We start from the raw sequence: 25810 nt of genomic DNA on the forward strand, positions 1-25810 counted from the left end.
TGATCAGGCAGCGACCAGTGACCGGACCAGTCATGGACGGTTGGGGTTGCCGGGGCGATCGTCGTCGTCATCGTCGCCGCCACCACCGCCACCACCGCCGCCGCCGCCATCTCCGCCATCTCCGCCATCCTCAGGGCTCGGCGGCTCGGTGGAGGGCTGCTCGGGCGGCGGCGGGGGACCGTCGGAGGTGATCAGCGTGATCGTGCTGCCCTGCGTCTGCAGCGAGCCGGCGCCGGGCTGGGTGCGGATCACCGAGCCCTCGGGGATCGAGTCGTGCTCCTCGGAGCTGCCGACCGTCGCGGAGAAGCCGGCGCGCTCGAGCGCGGCCGTGGCCTGCTCCACGCTCATGCCGCCGACGTTCGGCACCCACTTGCGCTCGCCGAAGACCAGCTCGTCGTTCGGGTCCGGGAAGCTCTCGGGGGTGAGCCCGAGCGTCTCGACCGCCTGGCTCATGTAGCCCTGCCAGATCGGGGCAGCGAAGGCGCCTCCGTAGACCAGCCGGTGGTACCGGCCGTTGATGGTGATGTCCATCATCGGGATCTGGCCCTCGGAGAACCCGTTCCAGACCGCGGTGGCCACCTGCGGGGTGTAGCCGATGAACCAGGCCGCGTAGTCGTTGTTGGCGGTGCCGGTCTTGCCGGCGATCTCGTAGCCGGAGATCCTCGCCTGCCGGCCCGTGGCCTGCCGGTCGTTGCTCTCGACGACGTTCTGCAGCGCGAAGGTCACGGTCGCCGCGACCTCGGGCTCGATCGCCTCGCTGCACTGCGACGTGGGCACGGCGACCTCGTTGCCATCGGCGTCGAGGATCTTGTCGATCGCGATCGGAGTGCAGAAGGTGCCGTTGGCCGCGAAGGTCGCGAAAGCGGCAGCCATCGTCAGCGGAGCGATGTTGTTCGCCCCGAGCGTCATAGAGGGCGAGGGGTAGAGCGGCAGCTCGGAGTCGGCGTGGATGCCGGAGCCGACGTGCAGACCGAGCCGCTGGGTGAGGTCGTAGAGGTCGCACATGTTGAGCTGGTTCGCCATGTTCACGAACGCCGTGTTGACCGACCGGATCGTCGCGTCGAGCACCCGCAGGCGCCCGGTGCCGATGCCCTCGATGTTCCGAGGTTCGTAGGCCTCGCCCCCCGCGAAGTTCGTGCACCCGTCGTAGTTCCAGCTGGACCTCGGGAACGACTGCCCCGGTGCGCCGTCGACGATGTCGTACAGCGACCGCCCCGACTCCAGCCACGCGGCCAGCACGAACGCCTTGAACGTCGAACCGGTCTGGAAGCCGATGGAGCCGCCGTACTCGGCGTCGGCGTTGAAGTTCACCTTCGTGGTCCGGGCGGGGTCGCCCTCCTCGCCGCCCTCGCCGTAGGGCGTGTTCTGGACCATCGCAAGGATGCGGCCGGTCCCGGGCTCGACCGTGGAGATCGCGTTCGAGATCCCCGACTCGTCGTCGATCGGCACCGCGGCCGTGAGCGAGGCGAAGCCCTCGTCCTGCAGCTCTGGGTTGAGCGTGGTGGTGATGTCGAGACCACCGCGGAGCAGGAGCTGCCGGCGATCCTCGTACTCCTCGCCGAAGGTCGGGTCGGTCAGGATCGTCTTGACCACGTAGTCGCAGAAGTAGGCCGACTTCTCCGCGGTGGCGCACGTGGGCGGGATCGGCTGGACGGCGAGCATGTCAGCGATCGGGACCGCCGAGAACTGCTCGTACTCCTCCGCCGTGATGTAGCCCTGGTCCTCCATCAGGTAGAGCACGGTGTTGCGGCGGTCGAAGGCGTTCTCCGGGTTGACCAGCGGGTTGTAGCTGCCCGGAGACTGCGTGATGCCGGCGAGCAGCGCGGCCTCGCCGATGTTGAGGTCGATCGCGCTCTTGGAGAAGAAGTACCGCGCGGCGGCCTCGATGCCGTACTGGGAGGGCCCGAACTGCGCGATGTTCAGGTAGCCGTTGAGGATCTCGTTCTTGGTGTAGCTCTGCTCGAGGGCGATCGCGAGCTTGGCCTCGCGCAGCTTGCGGCCGATCGTCGGGGCGGTCGCGTCGGCCATGCCTTGCGCGTCCTGCTCGATCCGGGCCTGCTCGAGCAGCACGTTCTTCACGTACTGCTGCGTGAGCGTCGAGGCACCCTGCAGGTCGCCACCGCTCAGGTTGGACACCACGGCGCGCAGCATGCCCTCGGGGTCGATCGCGCCGTGCTCGAAGAAGCGCTTGTCCTCGACCGCGACCACCGCGTTCTGCACGTGCGGGGAGATCTCCTCGAGCGGGACGACGATGCGGTCCTCGGCGTAGAACGTCGCCATCACAGCACCGTTGCTGTAGCGGATCACGCTCCGCTCGGACATCGTCATGTCACCGATCTCGGTGTCGAGATCCTGGAAGGTGTCGTAGCCGGCCTGCGTGGTCGCTCCCATGGCAGCCACCATCGGCATGAGGAACCCTGCCGAGAGCACGCCGGCGACGCCCGCGACAAGCAGGAACGCGAGGAACATCGAGACGAGTTGCGCGACGTTGACGGAGCGCCCGGACGCGCGTGAGGGCGAAGACATGCTCGGGATCATACGGAACGCACCTGGCGAAACCTCGAGGGCGGCTCGATTCTGCGCCGTTTCTCCTCGCTTCTGTGACTGCCGCCAGAAGTCGGCTTTGCGTAAACCTGGTGGTTCGGTCTAGGTTCGGATCAAGCGGTCACCGTTGACCAGCTGGCGCTGGTCCCGTCTCGGGAGGTCGATATGACGACAACGTACGAGGAGAGCTGGACTGCCAGGGCGGCCTGTGCCGGGCGATCCCCGGACGAGCTGTTCGTCCAAGGAGCAGCACAGCGGCAAGCGCGCGAGGTCTGCTTCGGATGCCCCGTCCGGCTGGAGTGCCTGGTCGACGCGCTCGACAACCGCATCCAGTTCGGTGTCTGGGGCGGCATGACCGAACGTGAGCGCCGAGCGTTGCTGCGCCGGGCGCCGTCGGTCGAGTCCTGGCGCACCACGCTCGCCGATCTCGACCGCGACCACATCACCGAGCTGATCACCCAGCGCTGGCCTGTTCCCAAGCCGGCGCGCCACGAGCAGTCGGTGAACTGATCGCACGCCCTAGGATCGCCGTATGACCACTTGGGAGTACGCGACGATCCCGCTGATGATCCACAACACCAAGGCCATCCTCGACACCTGGGGTGCCGACGGCTGGGAGCTCGTTCAGGTCGTCTCCGGCCCGGACGGCAACGGCCTGGTCGCCTACCTCAAGCGCCCGAAGGCCTGAGGTGGGCGTCTCCGAGCGCCTCGCCGAGCTGGGCATCATCCTTCCCGACGTCGTCCCACCGGTCGCCTCCTACGTGCCCGCCGTGCGTACGGGGAACCTCGTGATGACCTCCGGTCAGCTCCCGATGTCCGACGGCGCACTCGCCTCGACCGGGAAGGTCGGGGAAGGCGTGGACCTTGTCCCGCCGGCCGACGCCGCCGGTCTGGCGCGCCTGTGCGCGCTCAACGCGGTCGCCGCTGCGGCTTCCCTCATGGGTGGCGTCGACAACCTGACCCGCGTGGTCAAGGTCGTCGGCTTCGTGGCCTCCGACCGGACGTTCACGGGGCAGCCCGCGGTGATCAACGGCGCATCCAACCTGCTGCAGGAGATCTTCGGCGACGCCGGCGTCCACGCCCGCTCCGCCGTCGGCGTGGCAGCCCTCCCGCTCGACGCACCCGTCGAGGTCGAGGTCACCTTCGAGGTCGCCTGAGCGACCCCGCACACCGACGACGGCGGCAGGGCCTGGCCCTGCCGCCGTCGTCGTACGAGCAGACTCAGCGCCCCCGGCGCCGCAGCCTCTCGATGTCGAGGAGGATCACGGAGCGGCCGTCGAGCTGGAGCCAGCCCCGGTTGCTGAACTCGGCGAGCGACTTGTTGACCGTCTCGCGGGTGGCGCCCACCAGCTGGGCGAGCTCCTCCTGCGTGAGGTCGTGGGAGACGCGCAGGCCGCCGTCGGCAGGCTGCCCGAAACGCTGACCCAGGTCGAGGAGCGTCTTGGCCACGCGGCCGGGCACGTCGGAGAAGATCAGGTCGGACATCGCCGCGTTGGTGCGGCGCAGCCGCTGCGCGAGCGAGCGCAGCAGGTGCTGGGAGATCTCCGGGCGGGCATCGAGCACCCGCAGCAGGTCCGTGTGCTGCAAGGAGACCAGCGAGGTCTTCGCCAGCGCGGTGGCGGTCGCGGTGCGTGGGCCCGGGTCGTAGAGCGAGACCTCACCGAGGATCTCGCCGGGGCCGAGGATGGCGAGCAGGTGCTCGCGACCATCGGGTGCGGTGTGACCGAGCTTCACCTTGCCGGCGCCGAGGACGAACAGCTTGTCGCCCGGCGAGCCCTCGTGGAAGATCTCCTCGCCACGGCGGAAGGTGTGCTCCGTCATTCGTTCACGGATCGCCAGATATCCGGCGTCGTTGAGCTCGGCGAACAACGGGGAGCTGCGAATGACGGCCTCGTCCATACCGAGGGCCTCCTGTCTTGTGGACGGCTTGTGAGGTAAGCCACAGTGTGCCAGGTCTGCGCAGGCGATTCTGACGCGCGCGCCGTTCAGGCCTCGGGAAGTCCCGCCAGCCAGCCCTGCAGGAGCTCGGTGACCCGCTCGGGCGACTCCTCGGGGAGGAAGTGCCCGGCGCCGTCGATCACCACCCGGCTATAGGGCCCCTGCACCATCTCGCCGTCGCGGCGGCAGCTCCGTGGCGGCAGGTTGCCGTCGAGGCGCCCGTGCAGCGAGAGCACCGGGACCTGCACCGGCTGCTCGAGCGCCTCGCGGTACCGCATACCGTCCGGGCGCGGGCGCGAGCGCACCAGCCAGCGCAGCTGCTCCATCTGGCTGTGCGCGGCGAACGGCAGCCGGGCAGCCTGCGTGTAGAGGTCGATGTCGGCGCCCTCCCACCCCGGCGCCGACCAGGTGCGCAGCAACCGCGCGACCAGGTCCCCGTGCGTGATCGAGCGCTCCGGGAACCAGGGGATCTGGAACTTCCCGATCCGGGCCAGCGTGCCCGCCGGGACCGCGCGCTGGCGCAGGCTGTAGAGGAAGTGCGGGTGCGGGGCGCCGAGCACGCCGATCGCTCGCACGGCGTGCGGCGCCAGCGAGGGCAGCGACCACGCCACCTGCCCGCCGAGGCCCAGGCCGGCCACCACCGCGGTGTCGGCGCCGAGCGAGCGGATCACGCCGGCCACGTCAGCGGCCAGCGCCGGCAGGTCGTAGGAGCGCGGCGGCTTGTCCGAGGCGCCGTAGCCGCGCAGGTCCATCGCGGCGGCGCGATACCCCGCCTCGCCGAGGGCCACCAGCTGGTGCCGCCACGCCCACCAGAACTGCGGGAACCCGTGCAGCAGCACGACCAGCGGCGCGTCGGGGTCGTCGGGCCCCGTGACGGCCACGTGGAACCGGCCACCGTTGGCAGCGACCATCCGGTGGGTCCATGCGCCGGGCGGCGTCACGAACGCGGGGTCGACTGTCACGGCCGACAACGCTACCGGCCCGCCATCTCCCGGACGTCATCCGTTGGGTGGATCCTCACCCGGGTCCAGCAAAGCAGACGAGAGCCCGACGGCGAAGGTGCGCTCCGTCGTCGGGCTCTCGTTCTCGAGGTGGTTCAGTCCGCGGTGCTGGAGCCGCCCGCGAGACCGGCCTGGATCAGGTCCATGACGCTGGAGTCGGCGAGCGTGGTGACATCGCCGACCTGCCGGTGCTCGGCGACGTCGCGCAGCAGCCGGCGCATGATCTTGCCGGAGCGGGTCTTCGGGAGCTCGGCGACCACGAGGATCGAGCGCGGCTTGGCGATCGGCCCGATCTCCTTGGCCACGTGGTTGCGGAGCGCGGCGACCAGCTCGCCGCCCTCGCCCTCCTCGTCGGCCTGCTCGACCACCTCGCCACGCAGGATCACGAACGCGACCACGGCCTGGCCGGTGGTGTCGTCGGAGGCGCCCACCACCGCGGCCTCGGCCACGTACGGGTGGGAGACGAGCGCGGACTCGATCTCCGTCGTCGAGAGGCGGTGGCCCGAGACGTTCATGACGTCGTCGACCCGGCCGAGCAGCCAGACGTCGCCGTCCTCGTCGAGCTTCGCGCCGTCGCCGGCGAAGTAGGTGCCGGGGAAGCGCGACCAGTAGGTCTCCTTGAACCGCTCCGGGTCGCCCCAGATGCCGCGGAGCATCGCGGGCCACGGCTCGTTGAGCACCAGGTAGCCACCGCCGCCGGGGCCGACCGCCGTGCCGGAGTCGTCCCACACCTCGGCGGTGATGCCGGGCAGCGGGACCTGCGCCGAGCCGGGCTTGGCCGCGGTGACACCGGGCAGCGGGGAGATCATGATCGCGCCGGTCTCGGTCTGCCACCAGGTGTCCACGACCGGGGTCCTGTCACCGCCGATCACGCGCCGGTACCAGACCCACGCCTCGGGGTTGATGGGCTCACCCACGGACCCGAGCAGGCGCAGCGAGGACAGGTCGTAGCCGGCCGGGATCGAATCGCCCCACTTCATCACCGTGCGGATCGCGGTGGGTGCCGTGTACAGGATGCTGACCTTGTACTTCTGCACGATGTCCCACCAGCGGCCCTTGTCCGGGGTGTCGGGCGTGCCCTCGTACATGACCTGGGTGGCGCCGTTGATCAGCGGGCCGTAGACGATGTAGCTGTGGCCGGTGACCCAGCCGACGTCGGCGGTGCACCAGTAGACGTCGGTCTCGGGCTTGAGGTCGAAGACGTACTTATGCGTGAACGCCGACTGCGCGAGGTAGCCGCCGGTGGTGTGCAGGATGCCCTTCGGCTTCCCGGTGGTGCCGGAGGTGTAGAGGATGAACAGCGGGTGCTCTGCCGGCAGCCCCACCGGCTCGTGCACCTCGGCAGCACCGCCCAGGGCGTCCTCCCACCAGAGGTCGCGGCCCTCGTGCCACTCCACGTCCTGACCGGTGCGCTTGACGACCAGGACGTGCTCCACGGGGGTCTCACCCTTGGTCAGCGCCTCGTCCACGGCGGGCTTGAGCGCGCTCGGCTTGCCGCGGCGGTAGCCACCATCGGCGGTGATGACGAGCTTGGCGTCGGCGTCGGTGATGCGGCTGTAGAGGGCCTCGGCGGAGAAGCCGCCGAACACGACCGAGTGGGTGGCGCCGATGCGCGCGCACGCGAGCATCGCGATGGCGGCCTCAGGGATCATCGGGAGGTAGATCGCCACCCGGTCGCCGGTCTCGATACCGAGCGAGGTGAGGGCGTTGGCGGCCTTGCTGACCTCGCGCTGCAGGTCCGCGTAGGTGATCGTGCGGACGTCACCGGGCTCGCCCTCGAAGTGGATGGCCACCCGGTCGCCGTTGCCGGCCTCGACGTGCCGGTCCACCGCGTTGTACGCGGCGTTCAGGGTGCCGTCGGCGAACCACTGCGCGAACGGCGGGTTGCTCCAGTCGAGGGTCTGCGTGAACGGCGTCGACCAGGTGAGCAGCTCGCGGGCCTGCGTGGCCCAGAACTCGAGCCTGTCGGCGGCCGCCTCCTCGTAGATCTCGGCGCTCGCGTTCGCCTGCGCAGCGAACTCCTCGCTGGGCGGGAAGCGACGCTCTTCGTGAAGCAGGTTCTCGAGGGCGGGTGAGGTCTGGTCGGTCATCTCGAAACTCCAACGACGTCGGCGGTGCTGGTCCGGGGACCACCCTAGGACGTGCTGGGGCGACACGCCCGACGGCGTCCCGCGCCTTGGTCAGGCGCGGGACATCAGCTCGTGATCAGGCGCCGATCGCCGCCTTGCGGCGCTCCTCACGGCGGCCCTGACGGCGGGCGCCGTGCGAGACGACACCGACCATGATCAGGGCGAGGCCGTAGATGGCGAGGCGGCCGGAGCGGGCGTCGGCGAGGAGGTGGTCCACGATGTTCTGGCCCAGCTGCTCGAGCGCCTGCACCAGGGTGCCCTGGTACTCCGCGACCAGCTCCATCGCCTCGGCGTTGAAGACGATGAACGCGATGCCCGCCGCCGCGCCGATGATGCCCGTGAGGATCGCGCCCACCGAGGACCACCGGGCCGCGAGCAGCACGAAGAACAGGCAGAGCGCCCCACCGGCGAGCTCGGCCGGACCGGCCCAGTTGAACTCGCCACCGTTGGTGAGGTTGAAGTCCATCCGCTCACCGCCGTCGGCGATGAGGTACCAGGCGACCGGCACGAACACGAGCGAGATGAGGATGCTCCACCAGTGCGCGGCCGCGCGTGAGGAGGGGCCCTCGTCGAACTCGCTGAACGGGTCGTCGTCGCCCTCGGTGGTGGTGGTCGTGGCCGGCATGGTCTGGGTGCCGCCGGATCCTTCGCTGCCCGAGCGAGAGGTGCTGGCGGCGCCTGCGGCGCCTGCAGCGCCGACGCCGGCGACCGCGCCGGGTCCGGCCGCGGCGAGCGGCATCCTGCTGGTCGGCTCCTCCTCGGCAGCAGCCGGGGTGGCCTCGCCCTCGGCGCTCGGGCGACCGAAGCGGCGCGCACGCTCGTCACGCAGCGCGGCGTCCTCCTCGGGCGTGGGGAACGCCGTGGTGGCGGCCTCACGCTCGTCGGGCTCGCCGCCGTCGACCTCTGAGAAGGGGTCGTCGCTGCGGTGGGCGGGCATCGCGATGTGCGTCTCGTCGACCGCGGGGGAGGGGGAGGCGGGGTACGCCGTGCCGGGCGCCACCTCGGACTCGAGGGGTGCGGGCTGCTCGGCCGGCTCCTCGACCCCCTGCTCGGCCGGGGTCTGGGCCACGGCGGGGCTCTCGTCCGCAGGGTTGTGCTCGACCGGCGCCTCGCCGGTCCGGGGCGAGCGCTCGTCGGGCTCGTTGCGCTGCTCGTCGGTGCTCATGCGGTTACTCCCAGCTCTCGTGGAATCCCGCTCACGGTATCGGCCGCGCTCTCAGCGGCTCGGGTGGCGCGCCGTAGGTGGGTACACGCAACGACGGCGCCGCACGGGCGCCGTCGTCGACTTCGGCCGGCGTGGGTTAGCAAGCGTGCACGAGATATGGGTCGCTACGGACTAGCCGTTCGCCCAGTCCTATTCGTGGACTGTTCGCGCGTGGGTTCCCACGGCCGGTGATGAAGTTGTACCTCCATGTGTACTCCTTCTTGCGGGGTTTGGGAAGCAAACGGCGCCGCGATCTGAGTTGTCCACAGATGCGCCCCGATGCACCGCTGTCCACAGCACCCTCCGGTGATGCGCGCCGCCGTCGTCGTGCTCGCCGCATGCTGGCGTGGTCGGACGAGGAGAGGGGTCGGTGATGTCAGGAGTCGCAGTCGCGCTGCGGTCCTCGGATCCTGCGGTGGTCGAGGCGGTGCGCTCGGTCGCGGTGCTGGCGGAGCAGCCGTTGGTGGTGCATCCACCCGGGTCGGCGCTGCCGGAGGCGGGCCTCGTGCTGGACAGCGTGGCCGAGCTGGGCGCCGCCGATCCCGAGTGGCACCGCCCCAGCCGGCGGTTCGCCTGGGTCGCGGTGGAGCACGGGCTGCAGGCGCCCGACGGCGGACCGTGCCTGGTCCTGCCCGATACCGCTGAGGAGCTGCTCACCAGGATCCGCGCGGTCAGCGTGAGCCGCCGGGCGCGCGTGATCGGGGTGGTGGGTGCGCGCGGTGGTGCCGGGGCATCGAGTCTCGCGGCCGTGCTCGCGCGGACGTGCGCCGACGCACGGCTCTCGGTCGCGCTCGTCGACGCCGATCTCGACCACGGCGGGCTCGAGGTGCTGATCGGGAGCGAGCACGAGGCCGGCCTGCGCTGGGCCGACCTCGGCCAGGAGCAGGGCGGCTATGCGCCCGAGGAGCTGTCGGCCGGGTTGCCGAGCTGGTCCGGGGTGCGGGTGCTCTCGGGAGACCTGCGATCGGTGGGCCAGGCGGTCTCGGAGGAGACGCTGACGGCGCTGGGAGATGCTCACGACGTGGTGGTCCTCGACCTGCCGCGCTCCGCGGCGCGCGCGGGCGGGCTCGCGGGCCGCTGGTGCGACGTGGTGCTGGCGCTCGCGGTGTGCGACGTGCAGTCGGCCGCCGGCGTGCAGGCGCTGGCTCGCTCGCTGTCGGGACTGGATCTGCGGCTCGTGGTGCGGGGGCCTGCGCCCGGCGGGCTGCAGCCGCAGGATCTGGCGGCCAGCTGCGGGCTGCCGCTGCTGGCCGCGATGTCTCCCGAGCGATCGCTACCGGCGGCACTCGAGCGTGGCGTCGCGCCGGGCGACCACCGCCGTGGCCCGCTGGTGCGATCCAGCCGGCGGATCCTCGAGCTGCTCGGGCTGGCGCCGTGAGCGCCGAGCCGTTGGCGCAGGTGCGGGCGCGGCTGCTCGAGACGCCCGGGCTCGATCGCGCCGTGCGTGGCGCCGGGGTGGTGGGCGACCGAGCCCGGTTGCAGCTCGACCGGGCCGCCCGCGCCGAGCTGATGGGGGCCGGCGCGCTGCAGCCGTTGCTGGAGGACCCGAGCGTGACCGACGTGCTCGTCAACGGGCGGCACGGCGTGTGGGTCGACCGTGGTGCCGGGCTGGAACGGACCGAGGTGGTGGTCGAGGATGCCCGAGCGCTCGCCGCGCGGCTGGCCACGCTGTCCGGGCAGCGGCTCGACGACGCCGTGCCTGTGGTCGACGGCCGGCTCCCCGACGGCTCCCGGCTGCACGCCGTGCTCGCTCCCGTGGCGGCCGAGGGGGCGCACATCAGCCTGCGCACGTTGCGCCGTCGGGCCTTCACGGTCGCCGATCTCCGGGGGCTCGGCTTCCTCGACGAGGTGGGTGCGCAGGTGCTGCAACGACTGGTCGAGGTGCGGGCGAACGTGCTGGTGAGCGGGGCGACCGGGTCGGGGAAGACGTCCCTGCTGGCGTGCGCGCTGTCGTTGGTGCCGGCGACCGAGCGGATCGTGTGCATCGAGGAGGCCGCCGAGCTGACCCCGACGCACCCGCACGTGGTGCACCTGCAGGTGCGGCGGCCGAACGTGCAGGGCGTGGGCGGCATCGGACTCGATGTGCTCGTACGGACCGCGATGCGGATGCGCCCGGACCGGCTGGTGCTCGGTGAGTGCCGCGGCGGTGAGGTGCGCGAGGTGCTCGGAGCCCTCAACACCGGGCACGACGGCGGTTGGGCCACGGTGCACGCGAACTCCTCCGACGACGTGCCGGCGCGGCTGGTGGCGCTCGGTGCGCTCGCGGGACTGACTCCCGCCGCGGTCGCCGTGCAGGCGCGGGCTGCGATCGACGCGGTGCTCCACCTGCGCCGTGATGCCAGCGGTCGTCGGGTGCTCGCGGAGGTGGGTGTGCTGGTCGCCGACGGCGTCGACGGCATGCGCTGCGAGCCGGCGCTCCGGCGTTCCCACGACGCGCTGGTCACCGCATCGGCGTGGAACCAGCTGGGTGGTGTGCTCGACCGAGGGGCGCGCTGATGCGGCTGCTCGTCGTGGCGCTGCTGCTGGCTGCGGCGTGGGTGCTCACGGCGTCCGGGCGGCCGCAGCCGCGCATCCGCACGGGCCGGTGGGCGCGGCTGGTGGAACGGTGCCGCGCCGTGGTGCGGCGGCATCCCCGGCCCGACGTGACCCGGGTGCTGGTGGAGGTCGCCACCCGGTTGCGGGCGGGCACCCAGCTGGCCGAGGCGTGGCGGCGCTCGCTGCCGCAGCCGGCGCCGCCGTGGGCGGCCGAGGTGATGAGGGCGGCCGGTGCGGGCGAGGCAGCCGCGGCCCTCGGCCCGTGGCCGCGAGCACCGGCGGGAGCGCTGCGGCGGTGGCGCCGCCGCGATGATCGTGGCGGGCGGGATGTCGCCGCCGCTGTGGCGGCTGCTCGGCTCGCGACTCGCACCGGTGCGCCGCTGGCCGAGGTGATCGACGTCGTCGTGGCCGGCATCGCGGAAGCAGCTGAAGCGGATGAGCTTCGCACCACGGCGCTCGCCGGGCCTCGGGCAACGGCGCGGTTGCTCGCGTGGTTGCCGGCCGGCGGGATCGTGCTCGGCACCGTGCTGGGTGCGGACCCGGTGGCGGTGCTGCTGGGCGGGGGCGTGGGTGGGCTGTGCCTGGTGGGTGGCGGTGCGCTGTTCCTCATCGGGCACCGCTGGGTCCGCGCGCTGGTGGCCGGGGCGGAGCGGGCAGGCCGATGAGATACCTGGACCTCGGCGACCTGCTGGTGCTGGTGGCGCTCGCCGTCGTTGCCTTACTGCCCTGGGTGAGCTCCCGGAGAGCAGCGCTGCCCGCGTCCACCGACGGGCATGGCGGCGCTGGGCGTGGAGGCTCCGGGCGACGTAGCGACGACGGGCGAGGCGGCGCTGCCACCAGTGATCCCGTGGACGGCGCCGTCGTGCTCGATCTCGTGCGCGCAGCGCTGTCCTCGGGTATCGATGTCGTCGGCGCGATCGAGGCGGTCGGCGGCGCGCTGGAGCCGCAGCAGGGTGCGGTATACCTGCGCGCCGCGAGGGCGCTTCGGCTCGGCGCGTCCTGGAGCGCTGCGTGGCCGGTGCGGTCGGAGGTCCCCGACGCCCTGGAACCCGCGTGGGTCGATGGCGTCGACCCCGAGCCGCTGCTCGCCCATGCCGCTGCGACGATCCGGCGGACCCGCCAGGCCACCGCTCGCGAAGCCGCCGCCCGCCTGGGCGTGCGGCTGGTGCTGCCGCTCGGCCTGTGCCTGCTGCCGGCGTTCGTGCTGCTCGGGCTGGTGCCCGTGCTGCTCGCCGCAGGCCTCGAGCTCTGGGGCGGCTGAGCTGGCTGGCGAGGTGGATAGCCGTCAACGCTCACGCGGCGTCACTGCCCCCTCGCACGCACCACGCCCGTGAGTGCGCACATCCACGGTGAGTGCGCACTCCGCACGGTGCGCGCTCACCGTGGATGTGCGCAGTCAGCGGGGAACCTTGAGCGGCGACGAGCGTGACGTGCGTGCCGTTCTGCCGCTTGAGCCCCGGGTCGCTACCGTCGGTTCATGGCAGGCGGCGCACACACGATCGCGTTCTTCACCGATCCACGCTCGTTCGTGGTGGAGGCAGCGGCGCACCTCGCCGCGGACCCCGTGATCAACACGGTGGTCGCCACGATCGCGGAGCGCATGGCCCGCCGTCTCGACGAGCGCGGCGACCTCCCCGACCTCGGCTACGAGCCGTGGTGGGCGATCGCACGCGACGAGGCGGGGCACGTCTGCGGCGCGGCCATGCGGACCGCCCCCGCGCCGATCGCCGCACTGTTCGTGCTGCCGATGCCCGACGGCGCGGCACGTGAGCTGGCACGCGAGCTGCACGCTCGGGGCGAGGTGGTCAGAGGAGTGAACGGCGCACTGCCGGCAGCCCGCCTGACGGCCGAGGCCGCAGCAGGGCTCGCAGGAGGCGATGCGACCGTCGTCATGCACACCCGGTTGTTCGAGCTCGCCGAGCTGAACGTCCCCGGGGCACCGCCCGGGCAGCTGCGGGCGCCTCATCCCGAGGAGGCGCAGCTGCTGGCGGAGTGGATCGGTGCTTTCCTGGTCGAGGCCGATGAGCAGGCCGGCCGTGAACCTGGGACCGAGCACGGCGAGCTCCCTGGCCTCGACGACATCCTCGAGCGCATCGCCGACGGGCGCCTGTGGGTGTGGGCCGACAGCGACGACCGGCCCGTGCACCTCACCGGGGTGAACCCGCCGTCCTTCGGCGTGCGTCGGATCGCTCCGGTGTACACCCCGAAGGAGCACCGCGGGCGCGGCTACGCCAGCGCCGCCGTGGCCGAGATCTCGCGCCGGATCCTCGCCGACGGTCATCGTGCCTGCCTGTTCACCGACCAGGCGAACCCCACCTCGAACGCCGTCTACGAGCGGTTGGGCTACCGCCCAGTGGTCGACATGGCGAACCTCGTCATCCGCTGACCCTCACCCGCTCACCTCACGAGCCTCGTCCACCGAGGCGGCCGCTGTCGGTTGTCCACAGGTGCGGGTCGATGCACCTGTGTCCACAGCAGGGGGTCGACCTCTCGGCGGTGCCGAGTGCGCCCGCGCGAGGGTCGATGTCCCGCGGTGCGAATCACGCGCCGCACGGACGAAGGAGGTTGTGCATGAGGGACACCCGACTCAGCCGCACCGCACGTGGGCTGCGTGCCCGGTGGCGGGTGCTGCAGGAACGTCGAGAGGCGGGGATGGCGACCGCCGAGTACGCGATCGGCACGCTCGCGGCGGTCGGCTTCGCCGGCCTGCTGCTGGTGATCCTGCGCAGCGAGCAGGTGCGCTCGATGCTGCTGAGCATCGTGCAGAGCGCCCTGTCGGTGGGCGGCTGAGATGGCGACCGCTGGGAGGCGGCGCGGCCCCGGAGACCGCGGTTCGGTCACTGCCGAGCTCGCGCTCGGTCTCCCGGCGGTCGTGCTCGCGCTGGTGGTCGTGCTGCTCGTCGGCTCGGTCGCCGTGGCGCAGGTGCGCTGCACCGATGCCGCCCGCGCCGCCGCCCGCGCCGCTGCTCTCGGGGAGGACACGTCGGCCGTGGTCGCCATCGCCGCCGATCTCGCCGGCGAGGAGGCCCAGGTGGCTGTGGAGGAGTCGAACGGGTGGGTGAGCGTGACCGTGAGCCGCACGATCTCGAACGGCTGGCTCGGCGGTGCCGGGCTGACGGCCTCGGCCGAGTTCACGCTCCCGGTGGAACCGGGGGAGACGTGAGCTCTTCTCGACACTGCCGTGTCCTGCGCACGTGCCGGGTGCGTGCAGAGGACACGTCAAGCGTCACCCGGACAGCCGCGGATCACGAGCGTGGCTCGGCCACGGTGCTGCTGCTCGCCGTCGTGGTCGTCGCGCTCGTGCTCGCGACCGGGGTGGTGGCGCTGGCCAGGGCGGCTCACGCCCGCGGAACAGCGCAGGCTGCGGCTGACCTCGCCGCCATCGCCGCGGCCGAAGCGGCGCAGCGGCCGGCCGGTGGTGATCCCTGCGCGGTCGCGGCCCGGGTCGCCGCCGCCAACGGGGCCGCGACGGCTGGCTGCACGGTCGAGGCTGGGGGTTTCGTCAGCGTCATCACGACGGTCACCGTCGTGCCGCTCACGGGTTGGCGCACGACCGCCACGGGAGGGTCGCGGGCAGGACCGGTCATATGAGTGCCTCCGGCGGCCACGGTGTGTCGGGGCTCCCGGCTGCCCCTGGGCCACCAGACGAGGACGAGACCTTGCCACCACCTGGGCGTGTACGGAATCGTGTGGAATCCGGGGTGTGGACGGAATCGTGTTGACGGCTCTCAGGCGGGGGCGTGAGCAAGCAGCAGGTCGAGGACTCGGCGTGCGCCGGCCTTGCTGAGCGGGTTGTTGCCGTTGCCGCACTTGGGCGACTGCACGCACGCCGGGCAGCCGTCGCGGCACCGGCAGGAGGCCACCGCGTCGCGGGTCGCGCGCATCCACGACCTCGCTGCCGCGAAGCCACGCTCGGAGAACCCGGCGCCGCCGGGGTAGCCGTCGTAGACGAAGACGGTGGGCATGAAGGTGTCCGCGTGCAGCGCCGTCGAGAGACCGCCGATGTCCCACCGGTCGCACGTGGCGACGAGCGGCAGCAACCCGATGCTGGCGTGCTCAGCCGCGTGCAGCGAGCCGGGCAGCTCGTCCGGGCCGATGCCGGAGTCGGCGAGCACGTCGGTCTCGACCGTCCACCACACCGCGGCCGTGCGCAGCACCCGCTCCGGCAGGTCGAGCGTGTACGACCCCATCAGGTCGAGCCCGGGCAGCCGACGGCGGTCGTACCCGATCACGCGCGAGGTCACCTCGATCGATCCCCGGTGCCAGGTGATCGGGCCCCACACCTGCTGGTCCTGCGCGCCGAGGATGCGCACGTGCCGTTCCGACCGGGCCCGGGTGCGGAACGGCGGGCGCTCGGCGACCACGAGGGCCACGTCGTCGCCGTAGTGCGTCACTCGGAACGTGCGCCCCTGGTGGGTGTAGATCGCGCCCTCGTGGACCACGGCGTCGGCTCGTGCGCCGTCGACGGTGCCGACCACGCTTCCGGTGTCCTCCTCGACCACCGAGATGACGGTGTCGGCGCCGCCGCGCAGGTCGGTGAGGCTCTGCGGGGTCTCCGGTCGGTCGTAGTTCCAGTACCAGCAGCGGCCGCGGCGGCGCAGCAGCCCGCGCGCGACCAGCTCGTCGAGCAGCACCTCGTCGGTGAGCCCGAAGCGAGGCAGGTCCTCGGCGCGGATCGGCAGCTCACCGGCGGCCGCGCACAGGTGCGGGGCCAGCACGTACGGGTTGCCCGGGTCGAACGCCGTGGCCTCGACCGGCGCACCGAAGATCGCCTCCGGGTGCCGCAGCAGGTAGGAGTCCAGCGGGTCGTCCGAGGCGACGAGCACCGCGAGCCCCTCAGCGCCGGCGCGGCCCGCGCGGCCGATCTGCTGCCACAACGAGGTCCGGGTGCCCGGCCAGCCCGCGATCAGCACGGCGTCGAGCCCGGCGATGTCCACGCCCAGCTCGAGCGCGTTGGTGGAGGCCAGTCCCAGCAGCTCACCGGTGCGCAGCGCGCGTTCCAGGTCGCGCCGCTCCTCCGGCAGGTAGCCGCCGCGATAGGCAGCCACGGAGTGCGGCCCGACAGGCGGCTCACCCTCGGGCACCGCAGGGGCACCATCGCCCTGCGCCGTCAGCGCTGTCGACGCGGAACCCGGCGGCTGCCACTGCGGCCGCAAGCGGTTCCGCGCGTGATCGGCGATCACCTCCGCACCGAGCCGCGATCGGACGAACGCGAGCGTGCGCCGCCGTGTGGACACCAGGTCGACCAGCAGGTCCGCGACCTCGCTCAGGGTCGAGCGGCGCGGGGCATCGGGGGTGCCGGAGATCGGGGCGTCGTCGTCGGTGCCCTCGAGATCCTCGAGGCCCTCGGCGAGCGGCGGCTGCCACAGCGCCACCGTGCGCCGGCCGGCCGGGGAACCATCCTCGGTGACCGCCGCGACCGCGCCCGGCTCCACGCCGAGCAACCGCGCCGCCGTCGCCGCCGGGTCGCCCGTGGTCGCCGAGGCGAGCACCACGGTGGGCCGACCGCCGTAGTGCTCGGCGACCCGGAGCAGCCGCCGCAGCACCAGCGAGACGTGCGCGCCCATCACGCCGCGGTAGGCGTGGCACTCATCGACCACCACGAACCGCAGCCCGAACAGCAGCCGCTGCCACCGGCGGTGCCCCGGCAGCATCGAGAAGTGCAGGAAGTCCGGGTTGCTCATCACGATGTCGGCGTGGTCGCGAGCCCAGTCCCGCTCGTCGAGGCTCGTGTCGCCGTCGACCGTGGTGGCCCGCACATCGCGGATCGCGGCGGCGTCGAGCAGGGTCTGCAACCCGTGCAGCTGATCGGCGGCCAGCGCCTTGGTGGGGGACAGGTACAGCGCCGTGGGTCGCCGCGACAGCTCCGAGAGCCGAGCTGCCGGCCGGGTCGCGCGGATCGCCGTCACGGCGCCGAGCCACGCCGGCAGCGACTTGCCCGACCCGGTGGAGGTCGCGATCACCACGTGCCGCCCGGCCCAGGCGTGCTCGGCCGCCTCGGTCTGATGGCGCCACGGCAGCCCGACCCCACGGGCGCGGTACCCCGCCACCAGATCTTGATCCGCCCACGCGGGCCACGCTCCGGGCACAGCCTTGCGCGCGGGCAGGTGCTCGAGGTGCACGAGGCAGTCACGCTCGCGCTCGCCGGTCAGCAGGGCCTCAAGGGTCCCCGAGGCCGACGCCTCCACCGCTCCAGCTGCCACATCTCCATTGTGCGCGCTCGGACCGACAGCGGGTGGCGGCCGCACCTGGTGCGACCGCCTCCCGCATCTCCTCGGTCGGACCCGTGCTGGCGGTGAGGCCCCCCGGCAGCACCGCATACCGGGTCCCCATCCCGTGGTTCCGAGGCGTGAGCCACGCTAGTCCGGATGGTGATACTTCATGGTCCGACGGCGTGGGCAGATCTCCCCGTGCGGGTGCGCTAGCCGATGCTCATCGCCCCGTCGGTGACGCTGACGTCGAGCGGCGCCCCGACCATCGGGTACGTCTCCAGGGCGTCGCCCTCGCCCGCGCGCACGCCCACCTCGGCCCAGGTGAACAGCCGGTAGTCGCCGTCGGTCAGCGGGGTCGGCTCACCCGCGCACGAGTCGACCACGGGGAACCAGGCGAATCCCTCGAACACCTGCTCACCGCCGGCCGCCAGGTCGAGCGCGGGCCCGAGATCGAGTGGGCGCCCGTGCTCGGACGCCCGCCACCACGTGATCACGTTCCCGCTCAGGTCGGTGAGCACCGTGACCACCTCGGCGCTGAGCTCGCCGGACAGCGGGGCGTCCGAGACGGTCCCGATCGTCAGGTCCAACGGCAGCCCGTCGGTGTAGGGCTCGTCAGGGTCGCCCGCATGGAAAGGGTCGGCCCCGGACGCCGCCGTCGAGGCCCACATCGGGTTCTCCGCCACCGCCGGGATCATGTCGCCGCAGATCGGGGTGAAGGCGGCGGCGGGAGTGGCTTCGCCGTCGGGCTCGCCGTCAGCCTGAGGGTCCACCACCTGGCCGTCGGTGACCCGGATCCCGTTGGTGGCCGCCCGCCACGGCAGCTCGGTCCCGTCGGCGGCGGTCGCGGTGCCGGTCAGGGTGAGGTCGTACACGCCGTCGGGAAGCGGGCCGCCCGCCGTCACCCCCGCCCGGGCGCAGCTCTCCAGGGTCGCGCTCGCGAGCACGTCGCCGGCGGTGCCCGGAGCGATCGTCACGGGCTCGGGCGCGACCGCCGCGTAGCCGATCACCTCACCCGTGCCCTGCAGCGAGACCACCAGGACGACCTCACCGGCCGTGGTGGCCTCGGCGTCGCCCAGGTTCTCGAGCTGTGCCCGCATCGTCAGCGACATGCCATCGCTGACTTGCAGGGTGGCGAAGCCGTCGAGCTCGCCCGGCGCCGGGAGCACCTCGATCGCGGGCTCGCCGCACCACGCTGCCGGCACCGCCGGGGTGACCGGGCCGGGCAGCGTCCACAGCGTCGCCGTGCCGATCGCGGCGACGCCGACCACGGCACCCGCACCCGCCTGCACCCTCCGGATGGCGCGCCGGCGGCGCACGAGGCGACGGACGCCGTCGAGATGTCCGCCCAGCGGATCGCGCTCGGGGACGAGATCGTCGGCGGCCTGGGCGAGCAATGCCTGCAGGTCGGTCATGGCAGTACCTCGGTCTCGTGCGTCGTGGGCGAGGGGCGCAGCTCCGCGGCGAGGGCGTGGCCGGCATCGGAGAGGTAGCGCTTGACGGTGCCCTGCGCCAGCCCGAGCTCGGCGGCGATCTGCGGCACCGTGAGGTCCTCGTAGAAGCGAAGGACCACGCAGGCGCGCTCGCGGGGGCTCAGCGTGCGCAGCGCTGCGGTGACGTCGAGGCTGGCGGCCACCTCGTCGTCGGAACGGCCCTCGTCGGGATCGACCAGGAGGTGGCGGACCTTCACCCAGCGGCGGTGCCGCCGGTAGGAGTCGAGAAAGATCGTCAGGATCGTGCGACGCACGTACGCCTCGAGGCTGTCGATGTCCCGCACGCGCCCGTGACGGCTCGCGAACACCTTGACGAGCGCATCCTGCACGAGGTCCTCGGCGCCGCGGCGGCTGCCGGTGAGCAGCGTCGCGTGCTTGAGCAGCGCCGCGCCCCGATCGCGGACGAACTCGGCGAGCACGTCGTCGTCGCGCACAGCACCTCCTCGACAGGTCGATTGTTCACCTGTCAGGACGTCCGGGGGCGGTCAATCGTTGGGTGGAGCCTGCGCGGCTCGGTGCCGGCTCTTGGCAGGATGGCCGCCATGACCGACGAGATGCCCGTGTGGGGATCACCCGAGCCCCACCGGGACCAGCCGGAGCCCGCAGATCCGGGGCCCGCCCGTGAGCTGGTCTGCCCCGTGTGCCGAGGCACGACCTTCAGCGAGGAAGAGGGCAAGATCGAGACGCGGTGGGGAATGAGCAACCACGTGCTGACCATGAGGGTGTGCCAGCGCTGCTCGCACGTGCTGTTCTTCCGGCCGAGCGGCGCGCCCAGCTGGTTCTACTAGTCCAGCAGCGCGTCCCACATCGCCCACGCGCCCTCGGTCGTGCTGCAGAGCACGGTCCGGGTCACGCCGGCGCTGCGGTCATGGCGGCTGAGGAAGGAGACGCCGGCATCCTGGCCCACCAGCTGGGGGTCCACATCACCCTCAACGCTGGGCCGCAGCCAGAAACCCAACCCGTAGTCGTCGGCGTCATCGGGCACCTTGACCTGGGTCGTGACCATCTGTTCGGTCATGTCGGTCGAGATGATCGCGCCGGCGAGCAGCGCCGTCCAGAACCGGTGGATGTCGGTGACCGTCGTGTACATGCCGCCGTCACCGGAGCCGAGGATCGGGAGGTGGAAGACGTTGCTGATCGCATCCTCGTCCTCGCTGAGATATCCGATCGCGGTGCGCTGGGGCAGCCGGTCGGACCGGAAGAAGCCGGAGTCGACCATGCCCGCCGGCTCAAGCACACGGGTCCGCACCAGCTCGTGATAGCCGGTCCCGCTCGCGCGTTCGGCGAGCAGAGCCAGCACCACGAAGCCGCCGTTGCAGTACGTGAACCGGTCGCCGGGCGCGAACGCCTGCTGATGCCCCTCGAGATCGCCCAGGAAGTCCGACGTGGTCAGGTACTCGTGCACCGGGCGCGCCAGCACGTGGTCGGCGGCCTCCCAGGTGTCCTCGTCGAGATAGTCCCCGATGCCGGAGGTGTGCGTGAGCAGGTGCCGAACGGTGACGGCGTCGTCGATCAGCGGCAGGTCCTCGCCGAGGAGCTCGCGGGCCCGGGTCTCGAGCGTGATCGCACCCTGCTCGACGAGCGAGGCGATCACGAGCGCCGTCATGCCCTTCGAGCCCGAGGCGAGCGCGAACCGGGTGTCGGCGGTGACGGGGGTCCCGGTCGACCGGTTCGCCAGTCCGTAGGGCCGCACCATGTCGGAGGCACCGCCGAGCTCGGCGACCACCCCGGAGAATCGGGTGCGGTCGGCCGTGGCGTCGAGCTTCTCGGTGCGCATGCGCTGACCGTAGGCCTGGCCGAGCGGTCTGACCAAGGGCATTGCGGGCGGTCGATCGGGCCTAGGCTCAGCGGGTGCTCGATCGGTTCGTCGTCGTTCCCGCCTCGTACGTCTACCTGCTCCGCGAGGGCGAAGGCGGGACCGAGGTGCTGCTGCAGCTCCGCCGCGACACGGGGTACATGGACGGGTTCTGGGCGGCGGCAGCGGCCGGGCACGTGGAGCGCGGCGAGGATGCGTTCGCGGCGGCCGCCCGTGAGGCCGCCGAGGAGCTCGGCCTCGCCGACATCGACCTCACCTTCGAGCTGACGATGCACCGCACCCAGGGGGCCGACCCGATCGACGAGCGGGTCGACTTCTTCTTCAGCGCTCGCAGCTGGTCGGGCGAACCCCGGCTGCTCGAGCCGGAGAAGGCCTCCGGGCTGGCCTGGTTCCCGCTGACCGACCTGCCTGAGCCGACCGTGCCCCACGAGCGCGTCGCGCTGACCCACCTCGGCAGCGGCACCGGGTACCTGGCGTTCGGCTTCCACGATCCCGCCTGAGCAGCGACGCTCAACGCGTCTCGGCGGCAACGACGAGCAGCAGCGCGGCGAGCCAGCCGAGCCCGCCCGCGAGCGCCAGCCGCTGCACCAGACCCGCGCGCGGGGACTCTGCCTCCCACGCCTTGCTGAACGCGCCGACCCCGACGGCGACGGCCACCGCGACCGCGGCGGATGCCCACCGGAACGGGATGGGCAGAGCCGCCGTCAGGGCAGCCACCAGCGGGAGCACCGGCATCGTGAAGAACACGACCGCGCCCGCCTGGTCGTGGCGGACGTGGTGTTGCGAGGGCGACGGCGGATCGCCTTCGGGGGTGCCGGGCGGGTACCCCCGCGCCGGGTCCATCGGGTAGATCCCGGAGGCGAGCAGCCCGAGGCCGAGCACGATCACCCCGGAAGCCAGCAGCCACGACGTGCTCCACACACCCGCGCCACCGGTGGCGATCAGGGCGCCGCACAGCACGAAGCTGAGGTTCTGCAGCCAGCCGCGGCTGCCGAGAGCCAGCGCGCTCACCGGGTGCCGGATGACGCTGTAGGAGGATCGGGTCAGACCGTCGATCGTGCTGCCCACCAGGAAGGCGAGCGACGCGACCGCGCCGAGGATCAGCACAGCCTCCTGCACGCCCCCGCTCACGCCGTCATGGTGCCATCCCTGCCTTCCTGCGCCGGTGACCCCGCGGCTCGGACAGATGGTCGGCGCCAGGGCCGCCCTGGCCTAGACTGCCCAACCAGGCAGGGGGACGTACCCGATGACCCCGACAGCCACCGGTACGCACACGTCATGGAGGACGGATGCCCTCGCTCGCTACGAGCAGTCTTGTCACTGTTGCGGTCATTGGTCTGATCGCCATCGCGTCATTGGTGATCGCAGCGATCCTGCGCCGCCAGGTCCTCGCGGCCGACGACGGAACCCCGAAGATGCAGGAGATCGCCGGCGCGATCCAGGAAGGTGCGTCCGCCTTCCTGACCCGCCAGTTCAAGACCTTGGCGATCTTCGCCGTCCTGGTCTTCGGTCTGCTGTTCCTGCTACCCGGTGACGGCGGGGTCAGGATCGGCCGCTCGGTCGCCTTCCTGTTCGGCGCGGCGTTCTCCGCCGCGATCGGCTACCTGGGCATGTGGCTCGCCACCCGCGCCAACCTGCGCGTCGCCGCTGCCGCGATGAAGCCGAACGGGCGGGTCGAGGGCGCGCGCATCGCCTTCCGCACCGGCGGTGCGGTCGGCATGGGCGTCGTGGGCCTCGGCCTGCTGGGCGCCGCGGCCGTGGTGCTCGGTTTCGGGTTCGAGGCCCCCGCGGTCCTCGAGGGCTTCGGCTTCGGCGCCGCGCTGCTCGCGATGTTCATGCGCGTCGGCGGCGGCATCTTCACCAAGGCCGCCGACGTCGGTGCCGACCTCGTGGGCAAGGTCGAGCAGCACATCCCCGAGGACGACCCGCGCAACGCCGCCACCATCGCCGACAACGTGGGCGACAACGTGGGCGACTGCGCCGGCATGGCCGCGGACCTCTTCGAGTCCTACGCCGTGACGCTGGTCGCCGCCCTCATCCTGGGCAAGGCCACCATGGGCGAGCAGGGCCTGATCTTCCCGCTGATCGTCACCGCGATCGGCGCGCTGGTCGCCGTTCTCGGCGTGGTCATCACGAAGGTCCGTGGCGCCGAGTCCGGCCTGACCGCGATCAACCGCGGCTTCTACATCTCCGCGATCGTCGGTGCCGTGCTGGCCGGCATCGCCGCGTTCGTCTACCTGCCCGGCAGCTTCGAGTCCGTCACGCCCGGCAGCGAGATCGTCAGCCTCACCGGCCTGACCACCGACCCCCGCCTCATCGCCGCGCTCGCGGTCCTGATCGGCGTGGTCCTCGCCGGCGTCATCCTGTGGCTGACCGGCTACTTCACCGACACCAACAAGCGCCCCACGATCCAGGTCGCCGCCTCCACCCGCACCGGCGCGGCCACCGTGGTGCTCTCGGGCATCGGTGTCGGCTTCCACTCGGCCGTCTACACCGCCGGCGTGATCTGCGCCGCGCTGTGCGGGCTGTTCCTCATCGCCAGCGGCAACCTGTGGCTCTCGCTGTTCCTCATCGCGCTCGCGGGCTGCGGGCTGCTCACCACGGTCGGCGTCATCGTCGCGATGGACACCTTCGGCCCGGTGAGCGACAACGCCCAGGGCATCGCCGAGATGAGCGGCGACGTCGACGAGGAGGGTGCGCAGACCCTCACCGACCTCGACGCCGTCGGCAACACCACCAAGGCGATCACCAAGGGCATCGCGATCGCCACCGCGGTGCTTGCCGCCACGGCGCTGTTCGGTTCCTACGCCGATGCGGTCATCACCGCGCTCGGCTCGGCCGCCGACCGGATCGCCGAGAGCGACCTGACCGCTGCTCTGTTCAGCTACGAGATCATCTCCCCGATGACGCTCGTCGGCGTGATCATCGGCGCCTCGGTGGTGTTCCTGTTCTCGGGTCTGGCGGTCGACGCCGTGACCCGCGCCGCCGGTGCGATCGTGCTCGAGGTCCGCCGCCAGTTCCGGGAGATCCCCGGCATCATGACCGGCGAGACCCGGCCGGAGTACGGCAAGGTCGTCGACATCTGCACGAAGGACTCGCTCCGCGAGCTCGCCACCCCGGGGCTGCTGGCCGCGTTTGCTCCCATCGCCGTCGGCTTCGGCCTCGGCGTCGGGCCGCTCGCCGGGTTCCTCGCGGGCGCGATCGCCTGCGGTGTGCTGATGGCCGTGTTCCTCGCGAACTCCGGTGGCTCCTGGGACAACGCGAAGAAGATCGTCGAAGATGGCCACCACGGCGGCAAGGGCTCGCCCGCCCATGAGGCCGCCGTCATCGGCGACACGATCGGTGACCCGTTCAAGGACACGGCCGGCCCCGCGATCAACCCGCTGATCAAGGTGATGAACCTGGTCTCGGTGCTGATCGCGCCGGCGATCGTGGCTGTCAGCATCGACGGCAACCACGTGCTGCGGATCGGCATCGCGCTGGTCGCCGCCGCGGTGGCGGTCGTGGCGATCGTGGCCTCGCGCATGCGTGCGTCGAAGACCGATGCCGAGAACGAGGAGCAGGCCGAGCGGGACGCCGTCGACGCCTGATCGCCTGCGAACCGGCGCCGTCGACCCGCTCGGGTCGGCGGCGCCGCTCTCGTTGCGGCAGGGTGGACCGGTGCCGACCACGACGACGTTCCCGCCGCCAGGCTTTCGCCGTTTCTGGACCGGTGAGGCGATCACGGGCCTCGGCGCCGCCATCACGGGTCTTGCGCTGCAGACCCTGGTGGTGCTCGATCTCGACGGCGGAGCGACCGAGACCGGTCTGCTCAGCTCTGCTCGGTGGTTGCCCTATCTGGCCTTCGGGCTCCTGGTCGGAGCCCTTGTCGACCGTGTCCGACGGCGGCCGGTCATGGTGGTCACGGACCTGATCCGGCTGCTCCTGCTGCTGGCGATCCCGGCGGCTTGGGCGGCCGGAGCGCTCTCGCTGCCGCTCGTGCTCGGGGTGGTCGCCTGCTATGGGCTGGCGTCGCTGGCCAACGACGCGGCCTCGCAGTCGTTCGTGACCAGGCTGGTGCCGCGGCAGCACCTGCAGCCCGCGCACGCCCGCCTCGACGGCGCTGCGGCGGTCGCCGAGACCGGCGGACCGGCGCTGGGTGGTGTGCTCATCCGTCTGCTCGGTGCGCCCTTGACCTTCGTGGTCTCGGCGTTCGGGCACGCCGCCTCGATGATCGCGGTGGCGACCCTGGCGACCGAGGAGCCGCCGCCCGCCCCGCGCCGCGAGAAGGCGCTGCGCTCGCTGGGGCGGGACATCGCCGTCGGTGTGCAGTGGGTGTACCGCGAGTCCGGGCTGCGGGTGCTGGCGCTGGCGACCCACCTGTGGTTCGCGGCGAACGCGGTGCTCGGGGTGGTGCTGGCCCCGTTCGCGCTCCGTGAGCTCGGCCTCTCGACCGTGGCGTTCGGCCTGGCCGCCGCCGCCGCGGGCGTGGGTGCGCTCGTCGGGGCAACGACCAGCGGGCGGATCGGGATCCGGGTCGGCACAGGCGGCGCGATCATCGTCTCGCACAGCGTCTCGGTGGCCGGCGTGCTGGTGATCGCATCAGCGCTGCTGCTGGCCGCGAACCCGCTCGCGGCGGCGGTCGCGCTCGGGGTGGGGCAGGCCCTGCACGGGTTCGCGATGGGGCTGAGCAACAGCCACGAGATGGCCTACCGGCAGTCGCTCACGCCCGACGACCTGCAAGCGCGGACCAACACCACGATGCGGTCCTTCAACCGCGCGGTCGTGGTGGTCGTCTCGCCCGTGGCAGGCCTGCTCGCGGACCGCGTGGGGCTCGGGCCGATGCTGCTGGTCTCGGCGGTGCTGTTCCTGATCACCGCCGTGTCGCTGCTCGCCGCCGGCTTCAGGCACGCCCGGGTGGCGGAGGAGCCGCCGCCGTCGAAGGAGTCCGACTGAGCGCGG

The 25810-nt window shown here is 72.1% G+C and carries 25 protein-coding genes; 15 read left to right on the forward strand and 10 right to left on the reverse strand.

From position 1 onward, the window contains the following. Nucleotides 1–30: 30 nt before the first annotated feature. Nucleotides 31–2526: a penicillin-binding protein gene (locus tag GPA03_RS08235; RefSeq protein WP_162458303.1), complete on the reverse strand. Its 2496-nt coding sequence runs from the start codon at nt 2524–2526 to the stop codon at nt 31–33. A 183-nt stretch (nt 2527–2709) separates the two neighbouring features. Between GPA03_RS08235 and GPA03_RS08240 the strand changes: the two genes are divergently transcribed. The 3 genes from GPA03_RS08240 to GPA03_RS08245 are packed head-to-tail and all read left to right on the forward strand — an operon-like array spanning nt 2710 to nt 3701. Continuing rightward, complete coding sequence (locus tag GPA03_RS08240; RefSeq protein ID WP_156251521.1) at nt 2710–3054, forward strand: WhiB family transcriptional regulator; 345 nt, start codon at nt 2710–2712, stop codon at nt 3052–3054. A 22-nt stretch (nt 3055–3076) separates the two neighbouring features. Beyond that, nucleotides 3077–3232 carry a Sp36 family protein gene (locus GPA03_RS22530; protein ID WP_170296883.1) on the forward strand — a complete coding sequence of 52 codons (156 nt, stop codon included), beginning with the start codon at nt 3077–3079 and terminating at the stop codon, nt 3230–3232. A gap of 1 nt (nt 3233) precedes the next feature. Next, complete coding sequence (locus GPA03_RS08245; RefSeq protein WP_156251522.1) at nt 3234–3701, forward strand: RidA family protein; 468 nt, start codon at nt 3234–3236, stop codon at nt 3699–3701. Nucleotides 3702–3765: 64 nt separating this feature from the next. Here the strand turns inward: GPA03_RS08245 and GPA03_RS08250 are convergent, their stop codons facing one another. From GPA03_RS08250 to GPA03_RS08265, 4 genes are all read right to left on the reverse strand, one after another. Beyond that, nucleotides 3766–4443: a Crp/Fnr family transcriptional regulator gene (locus tag GPA03_RS08250; protein ID WP_156251523.1), complete on the reverse strand. Its 678-nt coding sequence runs from the start codon at nt 4441–4443 to the stop codon at nt 3766–3768. 86 nt (nt 4444–4529) lie between these two features. Continuing rightward, entirely contained in the window at nt 4530–5444 is a 915-nt protein-coding gene (locus tag GPA03_RS08255; protein ID WP_241681164.1) for an alpha/beta fold hydrolase, read from the reverse strand. 134 nt (nt 5445–5578) lie between these two features. Then, entirely contained in the window at nt 5579–7573 is a 1995-nt protein-coding gene (gene acs, locus GPA03_RS08260; RefSeq protein ID WP_156251524.1) for an acetate--CoA ligase, read from the reverse strand. A gap of 115 nt (nt 7574–7688) precedes the next feature. Beyond that, nucleotides 7689–8777: a hypothetical protein gene (locus GPA03_RS08265; RefSeq protein WP_156251525.1), complete on the reverse strand. Its 1089-nt coding sequence runs from the start codon at nt 8775–8777 to the stop codon at nt 7689–7691. 412 nt (nt 8778–9189) lie between these two features. Between GPA03_RS08265 and ssd the strand changes: the two genes are divergently transcribed. The 8 genes from ssd to GPA03_RS08305 all read left to right on the forward strand — a co-directional run bounded on the left by ssd (nt 9190) and on the right by GPA03_RS08305 (nt 14942). After that, nucleotides 9190–10194 (forward strand): septum site-determining protein Ssd, encoded by a 1005-nt coding sequence (ssd, locus tag GPA03_RS08270; RefSeq protein WP_156251526.1) that lies wholly within the window; start codon nt 9190–9192, stop codon nt 10192–10194. Beyond that, on the forward strand, nt 10191–11312 hold the full coding sequence (locus GPA03_RS08275) for a TadA family conjugal transfer-associated ATPase (protein WP_156251527.1): 1122 nt from the start codon (nt 10191–10193) through the stop codon (nt 11310–11312). The genes ssd and GPA03_RS08275 overlap by 4 nt, the downstream gene beginning before the upstream one ends. Continuing rightward, nucleotides 11312–12016 (forward strand): type II secretion protein F, encoded by a 705-nt coding sequence (locus GPA03_RS08280; RefSeq protein ID WP_156251528.1) that lies wholly within the window; start codon nt 11312–11314, stop codon nt 12014–12016. The genes GPA03_RS08275 and GPA03_RS08280 overlap by 1 nt, the downstream gene beginning before the upstream one ends. Beyond that, nucleotides 12013–12612 carry a type II secretion system F family protein gene (locus GPA03_RS08285; RefSeq protein ID WP_156251529.1) on the forward strand — a complete coding sequence of 200 codons (600 nt, stop codon included), beginning with the start codon at nt 12013–12015 and terminating at the stop codon, nt 12610–12612. The genes GPA03_RS08280 and GPA03_RS08285 overlap by 4 nt, the downstream gene beginning before the upstream one ends. Before the next feature lie 216 nt (nt 12613–12828). Then, entirely contained in the window at nt 12829–13737 is a 909-nt protein-coding gene (locus GPA03_RS08290; RefSeq protein ID WP_156251530.1) for a GNAT family N-acetyltransferase, read from the forward strand. Between the two features lie 185 nt (nt 13738–13922). Then, nucleotides 13923–14141 carry a DUF4244 domain-containing protein gene (locus tag GPA03_RS08295; protein WP_241681165.1) on the forward strand — a complete coding sequence of 73 codons (219 nt, stop codon included), beginning with the start codon at nt 13923–13925 and terminating at the stop codon, nt 14139–14141. 1 nt (nt 14142) lies between these two features. After that, nucleotides 14143–14514 (forward strand): TadE family type IV pilus minor pilin, encoded by a 372-nt coding sequence (locus GPA03_RS08300; protein WP_156251532.1) that lies wholly within the window; start codon nt 14143–14145, stop codon nt 14512–14514. A 38-nt stretch (nt 14515–14552) separates the two neighbouring features. After that, nucleotides 14553–14942: an Rv3654c family TadE-like protein gene (locus GPA03_RS08305; protein WP_162458304.1), complete on the forward strand. Its 390-nt coding sequence runs from the start codon at nt 14553–14555 to the stop codon at nt 14940–14942. Between the two features lie 137 nt (nt 14943–15079). On the opposite strand, the gene GPA03_RS08310 is transcribed toward GPA03_RS08305, so the two are convergent. From GPA03_RS08310 to GPA03_RS08320, 3 genes are all read right to left on the reverse strand, one after another. Next, complete coding sequence (locus GPA03_RS08310) at nt 15080–17554, reverse strand: DEAD/DEAH box helicase (RefSeq protein ID WP_421958407.1); 2475 nt, start codon at nt 17552–17554, stop codon at nt 15080–15082. Nucleotides 17555–17772: 218 nt separating this feature from the next. Continuing rightward, nucleotides 17773–18975 (reverse strand): hypothetical protein, encoded by a 1203-nt coding sequence (locus tag GPA03_RS08315; protein ID WP_156251535.1) that lies wholly within the window; start codon nt 18973–18975, stop codon nt 17773–17775. Next, nucleotides 18972–19487, reverse strand: coding sequence for a sigma-70 family RNA polymerase sigma factor (locus tag GPA03_RS08320; RefSeq protein WP_156251536.1), 516 nt, complete (start codon nt 19485–19487; stop codon nt 18972–18974). The genes GPA03_RS08315 and GPA03_RS08320 overlap by 4 nt, the downstream gene beginning before the upstream one ends. A gap of 108 nt (nt 19488–19595) precedes the next feature. On the opposite strand from GPA03_RS08320, the gene GPA03_RS08325 reads away from it, so the two are divergent. Beyond that, complete coding sequence (locus tag GPA03_RS08325; protein ID WP_156251537.1) at nt 19596–19841, forward strand: hypothetical protein; 246 nt, start codon at nt 19596–19598, stop codon at nt 19839–19841. Here the strand turns inward: GPA03_RS08325 and GPA03_RS08330 are convergent. Further along, nucleotides 19838–20830, reverse strand: a complete 993-nt coding sequence (locus GPA03_RS08330; RefSeq protein ID WP_156251538.1) for a serine hydrolase domain-containing protein — start codon at nt 20828–20830, stop codon at nt 19838–19840. The genes GPA03_RS08325 and GPA03_RS08330 overlap by 4 nt on opposite strands. A gap of 74 nt (nt 20831–20904) precedes the next feature. On the opposite strand from GPA03_RS08330, the gene GPA03_RS08335 reads away from it, so the two are divergent. Continuing rightward, complete coding sequence (locus GPA03_RS08335) at nt 20905–21369, forward strand: NUDIX domain-containing protein (RefSeq protein WP_156251539.1); 465 nt, start codon at nt 20905–20907, stop codon at nt 21367–21369. Nucleotides 21370–21379: 10 nt separating this feature from the next. On the opposite strand, the gene GPA03_RS08340 is transcribed toward GPA03_RS08335, so the two are convergent. Continuing rightward, nucleotides 21380–22000, reverse strand: coding sequence for a DUF998 domain-containing protein (locus tag GPA03_RS08340; protein WP_206673491.1), 621 nt, complete (start codon nt 21998–22000; stop codon nt 21380–21382). Nucleotides 22001–22158: 158 nt separating this feature from the next. On the opposite strand from GPA03_RS08340, the gene GPA03_RS08345 reads away from it, so the two are divergent. Together GPA03_RS08345 and GPA03_RS08350 are read left to right on the forward strand one after the other, a co-directional pair. Continuing rightward, the gene (locus GPA03_RS08345) at nt 22159–24459 is read left to right on the forward strand and encodes a sodium-translocating pyrophosphatase (RefSeq protein WP_156251540.1); all 2301 of its coding nucleotides are present in this window, start codon (nt 22159–22161) and stop codon (nt 24457–24459) included. A 70-nt stretch (nt 24460–24529) separates the two neighbouring features. Beyond that, nucleotides 24530–25804 carry an MFS transporter gene (locus GPA03_RS08350; RefSeq protein ID WP_241681167.1) on the forward strand — a complete coding sequence of 425 codons (1275 nt, stop codon included), beginning with the start codon at nt 24530–24532 and terminating at the stop codon, nt 25802–25804. Nucleotides 25805–25810: the final 6 nt, after the last annotated feature.

It is taken from the genome of Pseudactinotalea terrae, assembly GCF_009733845.1.
Lineage (GTDB): Bacteria > Actinomycetota > Actinomycetes > Actinomycetales > Beutenbergiaceae > Pseudactinotalea > Pseudactinotalea terrae.

Bases quoted from the DNA above. Each gene is read 5' to 3' on its own strand.
- GPA03_RS08235 (WP_162458303.1), bottom strand. From the start codon at position 2,526: ATGTCTTCGCCCTCACGCGCGTCCGGGCGCTCCGTCAACGTCGCGCAA.
- GPA03_RS08240 (WP_156251521.1), top strand. From the start codon at position 2,710: ATGACGACAACGTACGAGGAGAGCTGGACTGCCAGGGCGGCCTGTGCC.
- GPA03_RS22530 (WP_170296883.1), top strand. From the start codon at position 3,077: ATGACCACTTGGGAGTACGCGACGATCCCGCTGATGATCCACAACACC.
- GPA03_RS08250 (WP_156251523.1), bottom strand. From the start codon at position 4,443: ATGGACGAGGCCGTCATTCGCAGCTCCCCGTTGTTCGCCGAGCTCAAC.
- acs (WP_156251524.1), bottom strand. From the start codon at position 7,573: ATGACCGACCAGACCTCACCCGCCCTCGAGAACCTGCTTCACGAAGAG.
- GPA03_RS08265 (WP_156251525.1), bottom strand. From the start codon at position 8,777: ATGAGCACCGACGAGCAGCGCAACGAGCCCGACGAGCGCTCGCCCCGG.
- ssd (WP_156251526.1), top strand. From the start codon at position 9,190: ATGTCAGGAGTCGCAGTCGCGCTGCGGTCCTCGGATCCTGCGGTGGTC.
- GPA03_RS08280 (WP_156251528.1), top strand. From the start codon at position 11,312: ATGCGGCTGCTCGTCGTGGCGCTGCTGCTGGCTGCGGCGTGGGTGCTC.
- GPA03_RS08285 (WP_156251529.1), top strand. From the start codon at position 12,013: ATGAGATACCTGGACCTCGGCGACCTGCTGGTGCTGGTGGCGCTCGCC.
- GPA03_RS08290 (WP_156251530.1), top strand. From the start codon at position 12,829: ATGGCAGGCGGCGCACACACGATCGCGTTCTTCACCGATCCACGCTCG.
- GPA03_RS08295 (WP_241681165.1), top strand. From the start codon at position 13,923: ATGAGGGACACCCGACTCAGCCGCACCGCACGTGGGCTGCGTGCCCGG.
- GPA03_RS08300 (WP_156251532.1), top strand. From the start codon at position 14,143: ATGGCGACCGCTGGGAGGCGGCGCGGCCCCGGAGACCGCGGTTCGGTC.
- GPA03_RS08315 (WP_156251535.1), bottom strand. From the start codon at position 18,975: ATGACCGACCTGCAGGCATTGCTCGCCCAGGCCGCCGACGATCTCGTC.
- GPA03_RS08325 (WP_156251537.1), top strand. From the start codon at position 19,596: ATGACCGACGAGATGCCCGTGTGGGGATCACCCGAGCCCCACCGGGAC.
- GPA03_RS08330 (WP_156251538.1), bottom strand. From the start codon at position 20,830: ATGCGCACCGAGAAGCTCGACGCCACGGCCGACCGCACCCGATTCTCC.
- GPA03_RS08345 (WP_156251540.1), top strand. From the start codon at position 22,159: ATGCCCTCGCTCGCTACGAGCAGTCTTGTCACTGTTGCGGTCATTGGT.